Source organism: Peribacillus sp. FSL R5-0717 (genome assembly GCF_038002945.1).
In the GTDB taxonomy this organism is placed as follows: Bacteria; Bacillota; Bacilli; order Bacillales; family DSM-1321; genus Peribacillus; species Peribacillus frigoritolerans.
Genome location: NZ_JBBOOF010000001.1, coordinates 3,151,886 through 3,170,041, shown reverse-complemented (window position 1 = coordinate 3,170,041; position 18,156 = coordinate 3,151,886). Strand labels below are relative to the sequence as shown.

Annotated in this window: 15 protein-coding genes, 2 pseudogenes and 1 riboswitch; of the genes and pseudogenes, 3 read left to right on the top strand and 14 right to left on the bottom strand. The window is 39.5% G+C overall.

All coding sequences use genetic code 11. The features are described 5' to 3' along the window. Positions 1 to 37 precede the first annotated feature (37 nt). The 4 genes from qoxA to NYE65_RS15390 all read right to left on the bottom strand — a co-directional run bounded on the left by qoxA (position 38) and on the right by NYE65_RS15390 (position 4,776). Positions 38 to 961: a cytochrome aa3 quinol oxidase subunit II gene (gene qoxA, locus NYE65_RS15405; RefSeq protein WP_034305893.1), complete on the bottom strand. Its 924-nt coding sequence runs from the start codon at positions 959 to 961 to the stop codon at positions 38 to 40. Between the two features lie 1,136 nt (positions 962 to 2,097). Continuing rightward, positions 2,098 to 2,412 carry a hypothetical protein gene (locus tag NYE65_RS15400; protein ID WP_057278575.1) on the bottom strand — a complete coding sequence of 105 codons (315 nt, stop codon included), beginning with the start codon at positions 2,410 to 2,412 and terminating at the stop codon, positions 2,098 to 2,100. A 255-nt stretch (positions 2,413 to 2,667) separates the two neighbouring features. Continuing rightward, entirely contained in the window at positions 2,668 to 3,903 is a 1,236-nt protein-coding gene (locus NYE65_RS15395; protein ID WP_340861188.1) for a S1C family serine protease, read from the bottom strand. 192 nt (positions 3,904 to 4,095) lie between these two features. Beyond that, on the bottom strand, positions 4,096 to 4,776 hold the full coding sequence (locus NYE65_RS15390; RefSeq protein ID WP_340861187.1) for a hypothetical protein: 681 nt from the start codon (positions 4,774 to 4,776) through the stop codon (positions 4,096 to 4,098). A gap of 189 nt (positions 4,777 to 4,965) precedes the next feature. Between NYE65_RS15390 and NYE65_RS15385 the strand changes: the two genes are divergently transcribed. Continuing rightward, a complete protein-coding gene (locus NYE65_RS15385) occupies positions 4,966 to 5,322 on the top strand; it encodes a hypothetical protein (RefSeq protein ID WP_057278572.1) in 357 nt (118 codons plus the stop codon). Positions 5,323 to 5,428: 106 nt separating this feature from the next. Here the strand turns inward: NYE65_RS15385 and NYE65_RS15380 are convergent. From NYE65_RS15380 to NYE65_RS15370, 3 genes and pseudogenes are all read right to left on the bottom strand, one after another. Further along, positions 5,429 to 5,878 (bottom strand): annotated as a pseudogene (locus NYE65_RS15380) (helix-turn-helix domain-containing protein). A 498-nt stretch (positions 5,879 to 6,376) separates the two neighbouring features. Further along, entirely contained in the window at positions 6,377 to 7,360 is a 984-nt protein-coding gene (locus tag NYE65_RS15375; RefSeq protein ID WP_340861186.1) for a ketoacyl-ACP synthase III, read from the bottom strand. A gap of 279 nt (positions 7,361 to 7,639) precedes the next feature. Then, positions 7,640 to 7,990: a winged helix-turn-helix transcriptional regulator gene (locus NYE65_RS15370; RefSeq protein WP_057278559.1), complete on the bottom strand. Its 351-nt coding sequence runs from the start codon at positions 7,988 to 7,990 to the stop codon at positions 7,640 to 7,642. Positions 7,991 to 8,115: 125 nt separating this feature from the next. On the opposite strand from NYE65_RS15370, the gene NYE65_RS15365 reads away from it, so the two are divergent. Then, positions 8,116 to 8,739, top strand: a complete 624-nt coding sequence (locus tag NYE65_RS15365) for a nitroreductase family protein (RefSeq protein ID WP_057278558.1) — start codon at positions 8,116 to 8,118, stop codon at positions 8,737 to 8,739. Positions 8,740 to 8,804: 65 nt separating this feature from the next. Here the strand turns inward: NYE65_RS15365 and NYE65_RS15360 are convergent. Next, positions 8,805 to 9,126, bottom strand: a pseudogene (locus NYE65_RS15360) (ABC transporter permease); the annotation flags it as partial. Between the two features lie 317 nt (positions 9,127 to 9,443). On the opposite strand from NYE65_RS15360, the gene NYE65_RS15355 reads away from it, so the two are divergent. Beyond that, complete coding sequence (locus NYE65_RS15355) at positions 9,444 to 9,974, top strand: NAD(P)H-dependent oxidoreductase (protein WP_098184931.1); 531 nt, start codon at positions 9,444 to 9,446, stop codon at positions 9,972 to 9,974. 71 nt (positions 9,975 to 10,045) lie between these two features. Here the strand turns inward: NYE65_RS15355 and NYE65_RS15350 are convergent, their stop codons facing one another. The 6 genes from NYE65_RS15350 to NYE65_RS15325 all read right to left on the bottom strand — a co-directional run bounded on the left by NYE65_RS15350 (position 10,046) and on the right by NYE65_RS15325 (position 18,100). Next, a complete protein-coding gene (locus NYE65_RS15350) occupies positions 10,046 to 10,405 on the bottom strand; it encodes a winged helix-turn-helix transcriptional regulator (RefSeq protein WP_063595313.1) in 360 nt (119 codons plus the stop codon). A 292-nt stretch (positions 10,406 to 10,697) separates the two neighbouring features. Further along, positions 10,698 to 11,702: an ABC transporter permease gene (locus NYE65_RS15345; protein ID WP_340861185.1), complete on the bottom strand. Its 1,005-nt coding sequence runs from the start codon at positions 11,700 to 11,702 to the stop codon at positions 10,698 to 10,700. A gap of 1 nt (position 11,703) precedes the next feature. Next, on the bottom strand, positions 11,704 to 13,206 hold the full coding sequence (locus NYE65_RS15340; protein WP_340861184.1) for a sugar ABC transporter ATP-binding protein: 1,503 nt from the start codon (positions 13,204 to 13,206) through the stop codon (positions 11,704 to 11,706). A 56-nt stretch (positions 13,207 to 13,262) separates the two neighbouring features. Next, complete coding sequence (locus tag NYE65_RS15335; protein ID WP_328176696.1) at positions 13,263 to 14,375, bottom strand: sugar ABC transporter substrate-binding protein; 1,113 nt, start codon at positions 14,373 to 14,375, stop codon at positions 13,263 to 13,265. Positions 14,376 to 14,490: 115 nt separating this feature from the next. Next, a riboswitch (SAM riboswitch) is annotated at positions 14,491 to 14,596 on the bottom strand. A 94-nt stretch (positions 14,597 to 14,690) separates the two neighbouring features. After that, positions 14,691 to 17,432, bottom strand: coding sequence for a GTPase domain-containing protein (locus NYE65_RS15330; RefSeq protein WP_328176697.1), 2,742 nt, complete (start codon positions 17,430 to 17,432; stop codon positions 14,691 to 14,693). A 494-nt stretch (positions 17,433 to 17,926) separates the two neighbouring features. Continuing rightward, positions 17,927 to 18,100 carry a hypothetical protein gene (locus NYE65_RS15325; RefSeq protein ID WP_164468807.1) on the bottom strand — a complete coding sequence of 58 codons (174 nt, stop codon included), beginning with the start codon at positions 18,098 to 18,100 and terminating at the stop codon, positions 17,927 to 17,929. Positions 18,101 to 18,156 lie beyond the last annotated feature (56 nt).

The window sequence follows — 18,156 nt, the reverse complement described above, 5'->3', positions numbered from 1 at the left end:
TTGTAAACCTAGTTGTTTTATCGAACGAAATTATTTCTTAGTGATTCATGTTGCTGTGTTCTGAATGTTCCTCGTGTGAATCCTTGGAATCATGTTCTTCAGTATCAGAAGATCCGTGGTCATGACCAGCATTTTCCCCTTCAGGAGCTGGTGAAAACTCTAAGTGAGTTCCAGTGTATGTGGATTGTCCCACATGACCAGGTTTTAATAATTCATTGAATTTTTCCTCAGTAATCGGTTTAGCAGTAGCTTTAATTTCATCTACCCACTTATCGTAATCTTTTGCTGACAATGCATTAACGTTGAACGTTTGCTGAGCAAAACCTGAACCACTGAAGTTTGAATTTCGACCCATATACTCACCTGGTACATCAGCTGCTAAGTGCAACGTATTAACCATGTCCGACATCGCGTATTTTTGTCCTCCAAGTTGCGGAATCCAGAAACTTGAGATTGGACCGAATGAGTAAAGTTTAAATTCGATTGGTCGGTTAGTCGGTATAAACAGATAGTTGACCGTTTCGATATCTTCTTCCGGATAACTAAAATGCCACTTCCAGTTGGAAGATGAAGCGTAAATAACTAAAGGTTCTTGATCTCCGTATCCTTTAGGTGTTGCCTCAACTTCATTTGTTGTTTTAACAGTAACAACGGATAGGAAAGCGACGATTATAATTGGGATCGCAACCCAAATTATTTCAAGAACCTTACTTCCTTCAATATGAGGCGGTTCATAATCATCACGTTGTTTGGAAGCACGATATTTCATTATCATGAAGATATACAGTACCATAACGACAAGGACGACAAAGGCCATTGTCCATATCGAAATCATAATAACATCTGCTTGTGTTGCAGCTACTGGCCCTTTAGGGTCCAAGACCATTAATGGGTTATCGCAACCGGTTAGCACAGTGGCAATAGTAAAAAGTATAGTTAATAGAGCCCATTTTATTTTCATAGTACTACCCCTTTCTTACATAATAAAATTCCAATTGGTAATTATTCGGACAAAGTGTTACCATGTTCACAAACCCCGACATACCAATATTAATCCCAAGTCTAAAAAAAGACAATACAAAGTGACATCTGTCACATAAAGTTCAATAAAGAGCAGTAAGAAGATGGTAAATGAACGGAAATGTTCGAAAATCTTCAGCAAATGAAATATAATAATTGTTTAATAGCATACCTATGGAAATTCACTTATCAGTACAGGATTGTATATATTACCGGTCCACTATCCATTTATTATTACTCTAATATAATGAAATGAAAATTTCACATTATATTCTCCGTGTTTATTGCCTCAACCTCCCTCAAGAATATGAATGATATTACCTATCCTGTCAAGTAGGTATTTATCGTTGGAAACATGATTTAAAACTGATTTTTTACACTCGGGCAGGGAAGTTGGTAAATGGTAGCCGCATTGGATATGATGTTGAATCCATGCTTCCAAACTCTATTGATCCAACACTGGCCAATATTATATGTATATAAGGAAACAACGAGTGGGTAAATTGGGTTTTTTCTCCTCGTAATACTTATTGCCCTTTCAGTTTTCCTAACCAGCCGTTTACCAGTAGTCATGAGTGAAATAATTCAGGGGTCGGTCAAACTTGTTGCAACTAGTGATGTTTATCGGTCAGCAGGACAGGACTGAATTACAGAAAAGGACATTTGGTTGTTCAATAAACTCCGCCTTTGTAACCCACACTTCCTCATTGAATGAAACTTCAAGTAAAAGTGCAAAAAAAAACACAAAAAAAGGACTTTTAAAAAATGTCCTTTTCTCGTGGATATAGTTCAAAGTTTAAAGTTAGAACTTCCTGCGTTCGGGCAGTTCGGTTTGGATACCCGAGCACATCGTGTGTATTCCATTAAATGAAAGGGTTGGTCATATTTTTGATACATAACGAGTGCAGTATATTGTATTGAATTAAAAAGTAACCAACTGATAATTAATCCAAGTACTCCACATAATGAAAGCGCATTCAATCATTCGGATCACTTTGACTCAAATTCTTTAGACAGGCGTTCATCCAATGTTAGTAAATCTGATGATAGAATGCTCATTATGCTATATTCCTCGTTTTAGTTACTGAATTCTGTACTTCTTTTTGTTTGAGTGTTAGCCTTTGACTTCATTTTTATGATTTTAGTCGTTTCCGGTACAATTCTTTCACCTTTATGTGTTTTCATTACCATTTCTTCTGTCAGGACAAAAAATATACCAACTAGAAAAATTGCAGCTGCACTTAGTGTGATGGCGATTCCAACGGAGGTAAATATATAATCTTTATTGTAATCGCTTACAATGAAACTTAAAGCAAAAATAATAATTCCGATTACACAACCTGTGCCCGATACCCATTTCACTGCATCTAACATCTTCTGATTAGCTTCCATAATTTCATCCCCTTTCTTTCTATTTTATGACATTTCACAAATTTGTCAAATCTTTTCTATATTTTAACATATTCACAATGGAAACCTTGACAAATAGAACACGCCACTATTAACTTTTAGGTATTAAAGACTATATGAAGAATTCGAAAAAAGGTGCAAATGCACTACCTATTTTTCCGATATTAACCTTGTGTTTACTATTAAAAACTTCTAAATAAAAGGCCCCTGATGAATGATCAGGGGCCTTACCTCTTTCTATGGTTTTTGCAAGGTTATCGTTACCGTTTTCTCTTCAGTACCTCGGTATACTTTAATTTTTACTTTATCGCCGATTTTCTTATCTGTATATAAGTATTTCCTTAATGCTGCGGAAGTATTTATTTTCGTTCCATCAATCTCAACAATGATATCCTGTTGCTTTAGCCCTCCATTCGCCGCAGCCGATCCCGCTTCTATACTCGTCACCATTACACCGGACTTTACGGCTTCAGGAACATTTTGAATGTAATATTGCGGCAGTTCTTCCATACTGGCCAAGCTGACTCCTAAATATGGACGTGTGATTTTTCCATTTTCAATCAGTTCCGTAACAATCGGAATCACATCATTACTTGGTATGGCAAACCCTAAGCCTTCCACACCGTTTTCAGAAATCTTCAGACTGTTTATGCCGATCACTTCCCCAGCGGTGTTGATCAATGCACCGCCGCTATTGCCAGGGTTGATCGCTGCATCGGTTTGAAGGACATCAAGTGCCCACTCCCCGTCCGAGGTATCGACTGAAATGGTGCGTCCGTTGGCACTGACGATTCCTTGTGTAACCGATCTTGAAAAATCAAGTCCAAGTGGGTTGCCAATTGCCAATACTTCTTCACCTGGACGCATGCTATCAGAATTCCCGAATTTAATTCCCTCTGGTGCTTTCGAGGCATCAATTGTCAAAACCGCTAAATCCGTCAAAGCATCGGCCCCGACAACAGCTGCCGTTGCCTTTTGTCCGTCATACAATGAAATTTCGACTTCCTTAGCTCCTTCAATAACATGATTGTTCGTGATGATATAGGCTTTCCCATCAGCTTTTTTATAAATGACCCCTGAGCCAGTTCCGCTCTCAACCGTTTCGCTCTCCGTGCTTTGCCGCTGGTACGGGTTCTGGCTTTGCATCTCCTGTAAATTCACGACCCCTACAATCGATTTGGATGCTGATTCGACCATCTCTGCCCTATCATTTGAATCCGTACTTGTCGATAACTTTTCCGCCGTGACATTTTTATCCTTTTCAACACTGTCCGTTTGCTGTACACCTGCCGTTTCGGTTGACTCATTCACTGAACTTTTCCCTTGATCTATAAAGTCTCCGCCAAATAGAAATACAGATGATGTAACCATAGAAGCAACCGTTCCGGAAACAAGGCTAGTTATCCAGAGAGACTTACCCTTTTTCCGTTCTGCCTTGATTCTGACTTGATCCTCACCATTATAATTCTCCATCTTTATCCCTCCTATGATTGTCCTTTACTTGCCTCAATCATAAACAGGAATTATTAAAAAATCCTTAAGAAAATAAAGAATTCGGCTATCCTTTAACAAAAAATCATAAAATTTTATCGAATCCTGTATGTTGCCGCACAACAAAATAAAAAGGCCACAACAGGGGCCTCCCATTCGACCATTCAGTTATCCTTACATGACTTCATAAACTTCTTTGGTCTCCTTATTCACACCATACCAGCCCCAAGTGGTTTTGTGTCCGCTTTTCTGAATAGGTTCCTCTACCTCGAAAACATGAAAAATATAATCTCCCTTTTCGGCATCATGATCATATTCGATTTGCAATTGCGGAAAGTTTTCCATATCCACGTAATCCCTCACAAGCTTCTCCGCCTGAGATTTACTTAATGAACGATCCGAATCCTTGCTTCCTTCTTTGCCTTTTGTATCCGTTGCCGCCTCATCTTCTGCTTTGGATCCTTCCTCGGTTGTTTCCTCCGTGGATTTCACTTCATCATTTCCCACTACTGCTTCTATCGTGGCGGAGTCTGATACCGGGTGCATTTCCGCCGCCTTTGAAACCAGTTGTTTACCTTCCCGGTATTTTGCTTTATATGCGGTTGCTTCTTCAAAATCTTTTTTGGCCGATTCAAAATCCTGTTCGTCGTATTTCTTCATTCCACTCGCCAGCAAACCTGAAAGATCCATTAACTCCCTTGATTTAGGTGTTTTTGCTTCTTTATAAGCTAATTCAAATGCCTCGTGGGCTTCTAAATAATTTTCCTCATTCAACTGACTTTTCCCTAAATCCATATTGGAATCATAATTCCTTGTTACGCAGCCTGAAGCAATCAACACAAAAAAAACAACCATGATTGACCTCTTCACTATATCACCACTCCATTTACCATATTATTCTGTAAATCCATCTTAAACCATTTGATAAGGAGTCCGATACCTTTACTTCCTATCTTTTTCATTAAGGAAATGTTTACTTTCATGAATATTTTTTTACAAATAGTGGTACAGAATAGATAAATGCCGGAAAGGGTGATGTGCAGAATGATACAGGAAAAACATACCTACCATGTCGATTTGGTCAGCGGTGACGTACTCGGACAAAAACTTGAAGAGAATCCGAGTTTCACGGTGCACGCAACTGATGAGGAACTTGCAGAATTGAAACAATGCTTGGAGGAACACCGAAAAGATGACCTGGAGGCATATGCCCGATCACATGTGCCCTACCTTCTCTATCATCATGACCGGGCAAATGATAAATACGATGCAGCCATGAAAAGGCTTTATGCCCTCATTTATAAATTAGGGGATGAAACGGCACGAAATCATATTGAAGAAATTGGCATATTGAAAGATAACAAATTCGAGGGAAATGAAGAAGTGCAAAAGTTCAAATAATAAATAGAACAGAACCTGAAATTCAAAGGTTCTGTTCTTTTATGATCAGTTTACCAAAAGGTTTTCATTCACTTGAATCACTATCCCTTTTTAGAAGAGAATATTTTTAATCTACATATTTATCCTTCAAATAATCTGTACAGATACCGCCAATAACCATCAAAGCTAATGGTAAAAAATTAGATACAACGGCATGCTTTTTAAAATGGTAATATCCGTGCCATCAAATTTGTTAAGACCAAAAATAATTAATTTGGACACTAATAAAAGTGCTCCTATTAGTAACACGATATCAAAAACATTTTCCAATTAGGAAATGCTAACTGCTTACTTTCCCGTATTATTTTTTCTTTCAATTCCTCGTCACTCCTTAATAATTCATCTACCGTAATCTGAAATAAATCACTTAGATTAATGAGTACTTCAATACTTGGATAATTTTTTCCCGTTTCCCATTTGGACACAGATTGGCGACTCACATGAATCTTCTCTGCAAGATCATTTTGTGAACAGTTTCTTTTTCCCGTTCTTTTTTTAAACGTTCGCTAAAAATCATAATGAGTTCATCGCCTTTCCTACTCCTAGTATTGTGAGATGAATCGTGCAAAGTAAAGATAGTAATAAGCGCAATACTATGCAACCTATGAGTGACACCGAGGAAAACCTTGATATATCAAGGGTATCCCTTTAATTTTGTGGAACTGCTGCAGAAAGTTAAAATTTTACAAAATAGCAGCCAGCTAACACGAAAGTGGGTGAGAAAAGCCTTGTAAGATCGCTTCCTAATTTCACGAAGCATTTTTTGACTTTTGCAAGCAATTCCCAATTCTTCAGGATGATTCCGTGAGTAAAAAACATAACGGAAATTGTTCTTTATAGATATCTTTTCCTCATTATTTGTAGTTTAAATGAAGATCATGTTCCTGCATCGTTTTCTAGATGGTTTTTACCTTACCTTGAATATATATTTCTGCAAAGAATCATACTTTAAGAAGGCCCCCGATGAGAGGCCTTCTTCTGGAACAAACTCAGTTATTAGTTATAGAAAATAGCTTTATAGGGTCCAATCGATAAGCAATCCAGCTTGAGCTAATCCACCGCCGAAACCATATAATAAAACCTTCTCACCACCACGGAGCTTCCCTTCTTTTATCCCTATTTCCAAAGATAAGGGAATTGTTGCTGAAGAAGTATTTCCATACCCCACTAAGCTATATAAAGTTCGTTCGATTGGAAAGCCGCTTCTTTCACATATTGACTCGATCATTCTTAAATTTGCACTATGCGGTACGAACCAATCAACATCATTCAATTGATATTCGGCATTTTTCATCACAGTTTGCATTCCTTTTGGAACGGTCGTGACAGCCCATTTATAAACCTCACGTCCATTTTGTACAAGGTTGCCGCTATTATTTAAGTCTTCACCATTTATTCGTGTCGACAGGTTTGTACTATATAAATGTTTTCCGCCTTCTCCCTCAGAATATAAATGTGAAGAAATAAAACTTGGCTGTTTTTCATCATATTCTACAAGAACTGCTCCTCCGCCATCTCCAAATAAAATACAAGTGGCTCGATCTTCATAGTCCATAAGTTTAGATAAAGTATCAGCTCCAATAACTAGAACTTTCTTGTTTAAACCAGATGTTACTAATCCATTAGCTACATGCAGCCCATAAGTAAATCCTGCACAGGCAGCGTTTAAATCAATAGCTCCAGTATTCTTAATGCCTAGCTTTGCTTGGACTAAAGATGCTACACTTGGAGTGTTGAAATCAGGAGTAAAGGTACAGACAATGATCATATCTACATCTTCGACAGATTTATCATACCGTTCCATTAAATCCTTTACAGCTTTATAACCGATATCACTAGTAAACTCCTCTTCATGTGCAATTCTTCGTTCTTTAATACCGGTACGTTTAACAATCCATTCATCATTGGTTTCAACCATTTTTTCTAAGTCTTTATTTGTTAACCTTTTTTCAGGAACATACGAACCTATCGCAGTAATACGTGCTTTGGATTTGAACATAGAATAGCCACCTCGTGTGTATGAATTGCATCATTTTATAACTTGATATTAACACCTGGTACTAATTATAAAGCAAAAAAAATCTTATGCAACTAACCGTTACATTTAAAAAAGAGCGGGCGGGGCAAAGCAACTTTAAAGGAAAGCACCTGTTAGTTCAATACAATCTTTAGAGAGAATGCCAAAAGTCATCTTCAAGACATTTCCTCTAATAATATTAAATTCTGCTTGCCTTACTGAACTTATCAAAAAAATCCATACTACTAGTTGATGCAGATCTTATTTATGATGACGACAGATTTGATCTTGCCTTTCGAGGTTTTGTTCGACTGCATATGTAGTGCCCCATTCACACATTGTATTTAATACAGGTACAAATGATTGACCTAACTCAGTTAAACTATATTCTACTTTTGGTGGTACTACTTTATATACTTCTCTTCGGACAAGCCCATCTCTTTCCAGCTGCTTTAATTGGTCGGTTAAGACTTTCTGGGTTATGGTCGGTATTAGAATATAAAACTCTTTTGTCCTCATTGGTTTTTGACTCAGAAAAAAGAGGATTAAGCATTTCCACTTTCCTCCTACAGTATTCATGAAAATATTTATTCCCGTATTTAGACTCTTCATTCCTCATTCCTCCTGAATAGGCACATAAAGGTGGCTATGCCACTTTATTGTGCGTTATTTTCTTCTACATCATGGGTCCATTATACTCTGATTATAAAGCAAATATAACATTGGGAGTGAACACGATGAGTGTAAGAGAGACTATAGAAAAAAGACGTTCCGTAAGGCAGTATGATCCCCATTATAAAATTAGTCCAGAAACGTTGGCGACACTTATTGAAGGAGCCAGTAAATCTCCTAACGGAAACAATATTCAAGCAACACGATACCTGGTTATAGATGAACCATATTTAAAGAATTTGTTACTGCCCATCGCTTTTAATCAACAACAGGTAATTGAAGCCTCAGTACTGATTGTTATACTAGGTGATTATCAAGCATTTGAAAAAGAAAATATCATAATGATACATGAGGATGAATTTCAAAAAGGTTATTTTGACGCATCTGTAAGAGATTATCTAACAAACGCGGCAATCAATTATTATCTAAATAAATCAAAAGAAGATTTAAAGGTTGAATTAATAAGAGACGCAAGCCTGGCGTCAATGTCGTTAGTTTTATTGGCGAACGAGGCAGGTATAGAAACCATTACAATGTCCGGGTATGATTCCGAACAATTAAAGTCAGCCTTAAACATTTCCGATAGGTATTTAGATGTTATGCTTATTGCCATGGGGAAAGGAATGAAAGAAGGTCACAAAACAGTAAGACACGATGTTAGCAAAGTCATTTATAAAAACAAAATATAGTGAGTGTATTGGAAAGAGGGTTAAAAAGACCCTCTTCCTCTTTCTTCTTAATTTTTCGTAAAACTTTAGTGTTTTAGCTTGTAATAGGTTACCGCGAGCGCAAGGGCAAGAACTGTTCCCTTTGATGATATCAATCGCATCCATGATAAGGAATCCGCTCAGGACTGCACCGCTGAAGCCTCCAAAGGCATTCGGTTTTCCCGCTCCTAAAACGGAGGAACCAATGAAGGCTGCTGCGACGGCATAAATAGCGGGATCCTGAATTGATTTCCGATGTCATGCCCTTAATGCAAGGACAATTCCCCCGATTGCAGCAAATAGAGCTGAAATCAGATACGTATTAACTGATATCCTGGAAAGTCTAGCCGCTTCCTTATTTCCCCCAATCTAAAAAGGAATCAATCACATCTCTTACAAATTCCCATTCCAGGCGCTTTTGTTTAAAGCCTTCTTCCCCCACTGATGTAAGTCAATTTGGGCTAATTCAAAGCCGTACATATCCCTCCTATATAAAAGTGACTATCTGACCTTTTAAGATTCCCTTATCAACATCTTCTTCATATTGGAATTTACAGATCGTTTTTTTAGTTAAACCTGATTTAACACTCTCCTTTAGGTAAGTACCTATACTAAAAGTGCATACTTACGCACTTGCAGAGTGCACTTTATACTTAAAATAAATAATAGTTAAGGAGGAGAAATCTTTGAAAACTCTTGTTATCGTAGCACACCCCAGTCTGGAAACATCCGTCATAAATAAGCGATGGGTAGATTCGCTAAGGAAATATCCGGAGAAGTATACAGTACACGAATTGTATAAGGTTTACCCTGACGGAAACATTAATGCGGAAAAAGAACAGCAATTAATCGAATCGCATAGTAATCTTGTTTTACAGTTCCCTTTTTATTGGTTTAATTGTCCGCCTCTCCTAAAAAGATGGCTTGACGATGTTTTTACTTATGGTTGGGCTTATGGTTCAAATGGAGGCGATAAATTAAAGAATCGCAAAGCTGCTTTAGCTGTATCTGCCGGAATTAACGAAGAGGATTATAGTGAAGAAGGAAGATATCGCTATACACTTGACCATTTATTATCTCCCTTTGAAACTACCTTCCTATACTGCAATGCAGATTATCGTTCATTCTTTGCGTTTTATGGTGCTGAAAATGAGCCATCCGTGAGCGAATTGGAAAAAAGCGCACAAGATTATTTGAATTTTGTCGATAACCTTTAATAGGCAGTTCATTAAAAAAGTATTTCCTTGTCAGGGAAATACTTCCTTTGATTTAATCAAAATAGCTACACCTACGGCTGTTTAGTCTCCTGAACTGGCAAACTGTTTTTCTCTCCCCACTCGCACATCATATTTAACAATGGGATGAGAGATAGACCACGTTCAGATAATGAATATTCTACTTTTGGAGGTATTTGGGGAAATTCCTTGCGTATGATAAGGCCGTCTGCCTCCAACTCTTTTAACATGATGCTTAGCGTTTTAAAGGAAATGGTACCGATACTTCGCTTCAGTTGATTATGACGCATGACCTTATTTTCAGACAGCCAATACATTATGATCATTTTATATTTGCCGCCTATCAAGGACAGCGTATATCCAAAGCCAGTTTCATTCGGTTTCACACCTGCCGGAACACAGGTTTCGCGCATAAGTTTACACTCTCCTTTAGAAAAGTATATGATATGAATGTTCATACTTTACAATAGATCATTATCAATCTTATTAAAAGGTAAATAAGGTTCCTATAAAAATTACAATTGCGGTCAATCTTTATACTCCGACAATGAGGGTTCAAAAAGTGCTCCTGCCACCATTTTAGCGTAAGTAAAATGATGACGATCTCCTTAACCCATCCCTTTTTAAAAAGGAAAAATCCTGTTGCATTACAACAGGATTTTTTCATATTTTTGGATTTTTGTAGAGTAAAGTAACGAATTCATTTTAATGTTTTTGCTTGTAATAGGTTACAGCGAGTGCAAGGGCCAGCACTGTTCCTTTGACGATATCCATCGCATAATACGGAACGGACATCATGATGAGCCCATTTTGTAGGATTCCGATCAGGACTGCACCGATGAAGGTTCCAAAGGCATTCGGTTTTCCCGCTCCTAAAACGGAGGAACCAATGAAGGCTGCCGCGACGGCATCCATTAAATAGGGTGATCCTGAATTGATTTCCGATGTCATGACCCTTGAAGCAAGGACAATTCCCCCGATTGCAGCAAATAGAGCTGAAAGCAGATAGGCAAGTATTTTGTATTTATTAACCAATATCCCGGAAAGTCTCGCCGCTTCCTTATTCCCCCCAATAATGTACATATAACGACCGTGCTTCGTATAAGTCAAAAAGATATGGGTCGCTATCACAATGACGGCCATGATCAGGATTATCCACGGTACCTGGCCTATTTTGGCGAAAAACGGGCTGATCAGTCCTGTTGCGAACGTCCCGTCTGGCATGACCATATTTTGCGAAACCGTGGCCCCTTTTGTATAGGTAAGGGCAATTCCCTGGATAATGAACATGGTAGCCAAAGTCATCAGCATGTCGGGAATTCTCAATTTAACGATCATGAATGAATTCAAAGCCCCTACGAAAAGTGAGGCACCGACCGCAGCTAATATGGCGATGAATGTGTCCTGAGAAAACCAGACAAACATCGAGATGACGATGGCATTGGCCAATGATGCGACGGAGCCGACGGAAAGGTCGAAGCCATCCACGGTCAGTGATATCGTAATGCCGATCGCAATGATGGTCACGATTGAAATGGAACGCAGGATGTTTATCAGGTTAGAAGTTTGGATGAAAGATGGATTGGATACGGCGAAAATTCCAATCAGAATGATAATCGTCAATATTGTGCCGTATTTATAGAAAAAGTCGAATAGTTCCACCTTTTTCTTCGCTTTCGCTGTCTGTGTAACAGGAATGGGTATGCTCATCCTATTTACCTCCTGTTGAATAGAATAGTAGTTCTTCTTCATTCGTTTTGCTTGTTTCTAATTCGATGACAGTGCTCCCGTCATATAACACATAAGTCCGGTTGGTAATGCCAATGATTTCGGAAAGCTCGGAGGATGCATAAATGATTGCTTTTCCATTCCTTGCAAGCTCTGCAATCAATTCGAATATATCCTTCTTGGCTCCGACATCGACCCCTTTCGTTGGTTCATCGAATATGTATACATCCGCATCTGCCATAAGCCATTTTCCAATGGCAACTTTTTGCTGGTTACCACCGGATAGGTTTTCAACCTTCACTTCCCCTGAAGGAGTTTTAATGCCGAGACTTGCGATCATTTCCTTCGCCTTTTCCTTTTCCGCCTTACGATCGACGACACTGAATCTTTTGCAGAATTTGCCGAGACTGGCTGCAGTCAAGTTTGCCGAGACTGATTCCTGTACAAGGACCCCTTCTTTCCTGCGTTCCTCAGGTACAAGTGCCAGCCCGCTTTTTACTGCTTCATGCGGTGATTTCAGAGAAAGCTTTCGACCATTCAGGATGACTTCACCCGCTGTGATGGACGTATGACCGAAAAGGGTTTTACACAGCTCCGTTTTCCCAGCCCCGACCAACCCAGCCAAGCCGATTATCTCGCCTGCTTTAATATTCAGACTGACATTCTTAACTTTCTCGGCATCTGACAATCCGTTCACTTCCAGAATTACGTCTCCAATCGAAGCATTCACTTCAGGAAATTGTTCATCCATAGTTTTCCCAAGCATGTTCTCTACCACTTCGGCACGGGTTATGTCCTCGATTTTTCGACAAGTGACACGCTCCCCATTCCTCATGATCGTAATTTCCTCACAGATTTCAAAAATCTCAGGCAGACGATGTGAAATGAAAATGATTGCCACGCCTTTTTGCTTTAATTCATTTACAATACGAAAAAGTTCCGTCGTCTCCGTATGACTTAACGGAGCAGTTGGCTCGTCGAGAATCAAGAATTTGCATTCTGTCGAAACCGCTCTTGCTATCAGGACCATCTGTTTTTCAGCCAAGGTCAGGTCTCTAAGCAACTTTTTCGAAGGGACATGAATTTTCATATCTTCAAGAATAGAAGTGGCTTTGTTGTGCAGTTCTTTCCAATGTACCCTTTGTTTTTTTCCCATGTTTTGGACCATATCATTCAACATTACATTTTCCCCAACTGTTAAATAAGGGATGAGGGCGGTATCCACTTCCTGATGAACTATTTGAATGCCCTGTTCCTGAGCAGCTTTTGGCGAGCGGATATCCCGCTTCATCCCATCAATAAAAATGTCACCTGAATAATGAACATGGGCTCCCGATAAAACTTTCATTAACGTCGATTTCCCTGCCCCGTTTGCACCGACCAATGCGTGGGCTGTTCCTGATTGTACGGAAAAATCAACATCACTCAGCGCCTTCACCCCCGGAAATTCAATTGAAATTTTCCTCATTTCTAGTTGCTTGCCCATGTCCATTCCCCCTTATAGAACAGACACTCCCTTCGCTGGAAAGAGAGTGTCTCTTTTTATTTTTTATAATGATCTTTCAAAACCTTCATCCAATCTTCTTCAAATTCCGTCGATACACCCCAGCCATCGACAATATCAGACAGGTTTGCCATGTTCACCGCTTCTTTTGAAGCTTGGATTTGCTTTTGCGAAATGAGTGATGCCTCCAAATCATATGTTTGCGGTGTTTCTTCACCCGCTAATTTTTTAGCCAATATCCTCATATTCACTGCACCGATCAACTTGGGATCGACTGCTGCCGTGTAGGACCATGAGCTATCAGCAGATTGGATTTCCTGGAGATCTGCATTCGAAACATCAATTCCATATATCTTCACTTCATTGCGGCCCGCTTCTTTAATCGCCCGGGCTGCACCGATAGCAAAGGCATCCCATGTTGCGAAAATGGCATCCAATTTACCTTTAGGGTATTTATTCAGCATTGCGGCTACAGCATTTTGTGTCTGAACCGAAGTATCAGCGGATGCCACTCCGAATCTTTCGACTTCTTTAATCCCGGGATTTTCTTTTAGTTTTTCCTGATAGACTGCATTTCTTCTTACCATTGGAGGAAAACCATCCACCCAAAGATATGCAATTGCCGCTTCACCTTTCTGTTCTTTTATCAGTTTATCGAAAGCCAGTGTTGCCAGCGCTTCATCATCTTGTGAAGTTAATGTCACGCCCTCTATTTTAGATAGATCGCTTATTGAATCGAATGTGACAACGCTTTTACCTGCATCAACCAACTTCTGAACGTCATTTACAGTTGCGGCATCATCACCATGTGAAATGATATAGCCGTCGTAATCTTCCTCCAAAGCCTGTGCTATTGCATCATGGAATTTAGCCGTATCACCATTGGCTGTGTACGTATCGACTTGAAACCCCAGTGCTTCTCCTTCTTCTTTCGCCCCCGCCAGGTATTGGGCAGTATGATCATCACCGCCAATTTTACGGATCACTTTGATTTTGGCTCCATCGCCATCAGCAAATCTCTCCGGGACATTTTCAAATGATACTTTTTCTTCTTTCTTCGATTCTGTGGAACTCTGCCCTGCAGAGCAACCCGTTAAAAGCAAAGCCGAAGCGATGGCAGAAATGAATATCCCTTTAATAGACCTTCTCATCTTGTTCCCCTCCATGTTTTCTAATTAGTCTTATCAGTTAAGTCGGTGTAAATCCCAAAATAAAAACCTCTCTAATATAGAGAGGTTTAATCGGCTGTTTTGCAGACTTGTCCCTCTCTTATCTGTCAAAACATTTCTGTTTTGCAGGATTTAGCACCAATTCCTAATGGAACGGTTGCTGGGCATCTTAGGGCCAGTCCCTCCGCCACTCTTGATAAGAGATATATTGTGTTACGTTTTCGTAATTATCACTTTATAGGGATATAGTCGTAAAGTCAATAGATTTTTGAATATTTGAAATGTTTCCTGTTATTTTTATTTTCTTTGAAGCTGGGCTAGACGCTTTTTCTCGATTTTTTCAAGCCTCTCCAACTGCCTTAATTTCACTTCGAACAACGTGATCGGATCACGGTAAACCTCAGGATTTTCTTTCATATGCTCCAATGCAGCCTGGTAGTCTTTTATTTCAGTCTGCGTCTGCTCTATCGTTTTTTGAAGTAAGGCAAATGAACTGCGATAGAAAAGTGAGATGTCCCGATCCAATGATTTTTCAAACAATCCAAATTGGGTTAGGAAACGTTCCGTGATCATTTCGGCAACATCCAGGTAATCTTCACTTTCCAGGTATTTCTTGTAACGATTGTACATATTGGCCTTATTTTGCGGTATCGCCCCAAATAGCTTCCCTGCTCCTTTAAGCAGCAATTGTGATGGAGTCCTGCGCAAAAGGATATTAACGTTTTCGATGCGGATACTGCTTGTCATCCGGTCGGCATCACGGCGCCAGTCATCCAATACCCTGAAGTCACCTGCCAGTGTAATCCGTTCTTCTTTGTATAATTCATTGAATCCGGCACTCATCTCATCCATGAACTGCTGGCTTTGTGAGAACTCCATTTGAGAACTGGCAATCCAGTCTTGAAGAGAACGGTAATATTGAGGCATGATCTTGTCAGAAATGAAGTTTTGAATCCGCTCATTCATTTCCTGGTTTAACTGTACATGGACCTGACTGAAATCACTGCTTTCCGTTAACGATTTAGAGCAATCCCTCAGTAATTCAGGAATTTTTGAATAAAGCTGACTTTTCACTTCGTCCTTAAGCGAACGATACGACCTTATGATATTTTCACTTTTTTCTTTTTCCAGATCAGCCAGTTGATTGACCGCTCCATTCAGTTTGACTTCCATCTGCTCATTCCAAGAGATGGAATGCTCGCATTTCCGCTCATTGGCTACCCGTTTTTCTAATAGATAAGATAAGGTTTTTCGAATGAATGCCAGGATTTTTTCAGATCTTCTTTCCTTCCAATTATCATCTTGATAATTCGATTGAAGGAAGGCTGAAAGATCCTTCAATTGCTGCCTGCTGTCATAATGTTTGGAGAAAGCGAACACCTTCGCATTCGGGAAATATGCATTAACTTTATCCCATGTTTCGTCTTCCATCCGGACTGCGACCTGATCACTGTATATCGTATCCATTTTATTTAATAGGAAATGGATCGGCAGTTTAGGTGCCATCATTTGAATTTCCAATAACAGATCCCTTTCGCTGCCGGTGAAAGGAGCCCGGGCGTCAAGAACGAACATCAGGCCATCACTGCCATGTAAATAGCCTTGGAAATCGGATTCCACGCTTTGTTCCCCATTGAACCCCGGTGTATCCAATAATCGCAAATGATTATTTCTTAGGTAGTCACTGATGATTGTCACATCGACTATAGTCCCGCGCTGACGGCGTGTTTCATCCAAATCAGTTAGCTCCTCGACAACTTTGCTATCTGTATCGGTAATTTCAAGGATTTCCAAATCATCCCCGTCTTTGACACTGACTAGGGAAGAATGGTCCTCAGCAGCAATGCTCTCTCCAACGATTGACTGAATAAAGGATGTCTTGCCATTTCCTGTACTTCCTGCAAGAAGGAGATTGAAATTGCTGGTATCTTTAAGCCCCTCCACCATCCATTTAAGCTTATTTCCAACCCTTAAATCATTATCTTCAGCCCACTGGATAATGGAATTGAACAGTTTCTCTCCCGCTTCCAGTCCGCCTCCCAATTTAGGCGATTTCGAAAGCAGGCTCTCCGCATCCTGAATGACCAGCGCATTGATCGTATCCGGGAAGATTTCATTCCAGGACAACGTGGATGCCGCCGCAAACAGCGAAAGCTCCCCGTCTGCGATTTTGAGCCAGTTTTCCAGCAACCTTGGCACGACAGGACTTAATTCTTTGATTAGATGCGTTCCTTCTAACAAACCTGCATATGCATCCCTGTAATAGACGGAAAGCTCATCCCATACATCCGCATGGTTCAATTCGATGGTATCTATCAAATTATTAATCACTCTTAACCATTCGAAATAAGCATCCGTATATTTATAATTTTTCCAAAGGGCAACCGTCATTTTCTCGAAACGTTCCTGGTCGAGTGTGTATAGCGAACCAAGGACAGTTGAGAAATAATCCGGATCCATCGATTGGGCAACACCCTGCTGGATATACGTTTTCAGCACATCGAACCAGCCCATTGACTCTGTACGGATACTTTCATTCGCCGCTAATACCACCGCACTGTTCCAATCCTTTTGTTCTTCAAAAAAGGCGCGTGCAATTTCAGTGACATTTGGGTAGTCTGGTTGAAACTCGACTGCTTCTTTCACGACTTTGGAAGCCAAATCATTTCTCGATTCCACTATGTACAGGGAAAACAGCTGCAAAAGAACTTCTGTTTTCAAGACAGCTTCATCCGTATCGACGGATTTATAGATATCCTCTGCGGTTGAATACATTTCCAATTCAAAATACGCATCAGCGATGTTTTTCTTCGCCCATGAACCAAGTTCCCCTTCTATGTTTTCCCATTTAAAAATGGCTGCTTCATAGTCATGGTGCTGAAAATATACCTCTCCTTGAGCAAATCTAATTGCGGTTAAATCGGATCTTTCCTTTTTTTGTTCCACGAGGAACATTTCACCCAAAGCTTGAATGGGATGCTTCCTTGTATCCTCAAGCATCGTTTCATAATATTTTTTTCCGATCAGACGTTCGTCCATCTTTATTCCCCCGATATATTTCATATTTTCAATTAAAGGATCATCACTGATTCTATAAGACTCATAGCAGACCTAATATTCAATTTATAGGTTCCTTTAGTTAAAAAATCATTTACAAAACCTTAAAATGTTATTTTAACAAAACAATATGGTAACAACATGTCACCACTCTTACAATTTTAAAACAGAACCAACTAGAACTGTAATGTTTTTAATAAACCGATACAGAGATGTCATTTCCATTTTCGAGAAAATATGTTTTTCTAGTTTTACCACATATCAGCTAGAAGTGAGCGAACCATTCTCCATCCCTCTAAATGACCAGAAGCCCAACCCTTCAACTTACCTATAAACGGTAAAAACCAAATCACTCTGGCTCGTCCATTACTTGATCCCCATTTTTGCATTCATATAAAAAAGCAGTACCCTCATTCATAAAAGGTAACTGCTCACTGATAAGCTCCGAACAGTACTTGTCCTTTGACGAATTAGGATTATACCCCTGTACGCTTACGTTGGTTATTCGGCTTTTTGGTCAACTGGCTTTTTAGCTGTTTCGTTTTCTTCACAACGCCTGTTTCCAGTTTATCTTTACTTGATCCTGCTTGCTTTTGAGCCAGTTTTTGTTTGACTGCATCCGCCAGGCTTAATTTTTTATTTTCAGACATGTTGTTGTCTCCTTTAGTGTTCTGCCTTCTATTATAATATAGTTGCGATTAGAAAG

What these genes read in the sequence shown, in the direction of transcription:
- NYE65_RS15395 (WP_340861188.1), bottom strand. Translation starts at nt 3,903, where the DNA reads ATGGAGAATTATAATGGTGAGGATCAAGTCAGAATCAAGGCAGAACGG.
- NYE65_RS15365 (WP_057278558.1), top strand. Translation starts at nt 8,116, where the DNA reads ATGAGTGTAAGAGAGACTATAGAAAAAAGACGTTCCGTAAGGCAGTAT.
- NYE65_RS15350 (WP_063595313.1), bottom strand. Translation starts at nt 10,405, where the DNA reads ATGCGCGAAACCTGTGTTCCGGCAGGTGTGAAACCGAATGAAACTGGC.
- NYE65_RS15385 (WP_057278572.1), top strand. Translation starts at nt 4,966, where the DNA reads ATGATACAGGAAAAACATACCTACCATGTCGATTTGGTCAGCGGTGAC.
- NYE65_RS15345 (WP_340861185.1), bottom strand. Translation starts at nt 11,702, where the DNA reads ATGAGCATACCCATTCCTGTTACACAGACAGCGAAAGCGAAGAAAAAG.
- NYE65_RS15370 (WP_057278559.1), bottom strand. Translation starts at nt 7,990, where the DNA reads ATGAAGAGTCTAAATACGGGAATAAATATTTTCATGAATACTGTAGGA.
- NYE65_RS15335 (WP_328176696.1), bottom strand. Translation starts at nt 14,375, where the DNA reads ATGAGAAGGTCTATTAAAGGGATATTCATTTCTGCCATCGCTTCGGCT.
- NYE65_RS15340 (WP_340861184.1), bottom strand. Translation starts at nt 13,206, where the DNA reads ATGGGCAAGCAACTAGAAATGAGGAAAATTTCAATTGAATTTCCGGGG.
- qoxA (WP_034305893.1), bottom strand. Translation starts at nt 961, where the DNA reads ATGAAAATAAAATGGGCTCTATTAACTATACTTTTTACTATTGCCACT.
- NYE65_RS15400 (WP_057278575.1), bottom strand. Translation starts at nt 2,412, where the DNA reads ATGGAAGCTAATCAGAAGATGTTAGATGCAGTGAAATGGGTATCGGGC.
- NYE65_RS15325 (WP_164468807.1), bottom strand. Translation starts at nt 18,100, where the DNA reads ATGTCTGAAAATAAAAAATTAAGCCTGGCGGATGCAGTCAAACAAAAA.
- NYE65_RS15390 (WP_340861187.1), bottom strand. Translation starts at nt 4,776, where the DNA reads ATGGTTGTTTTTTTTGTGTTGATTGCTTCAGGCTGCGTAACAAGGAAT.
- NYE65_RS15375 (WP_340861186.1), bottom strand. Translation starts at nt 7,360, where the DNA reads ATGTTCAAATCCAAAGCACGTATTACTGCGATAGGTTCGTATGTTCCT.
- NYE65_RS15330 (WP_328176697.1), bottom strand. Translation starts at nt 17,432, where the DNA reads ATGGACGAACGTCTGATCGGAAAAAAATATTATGAAACGATGCTTGAG.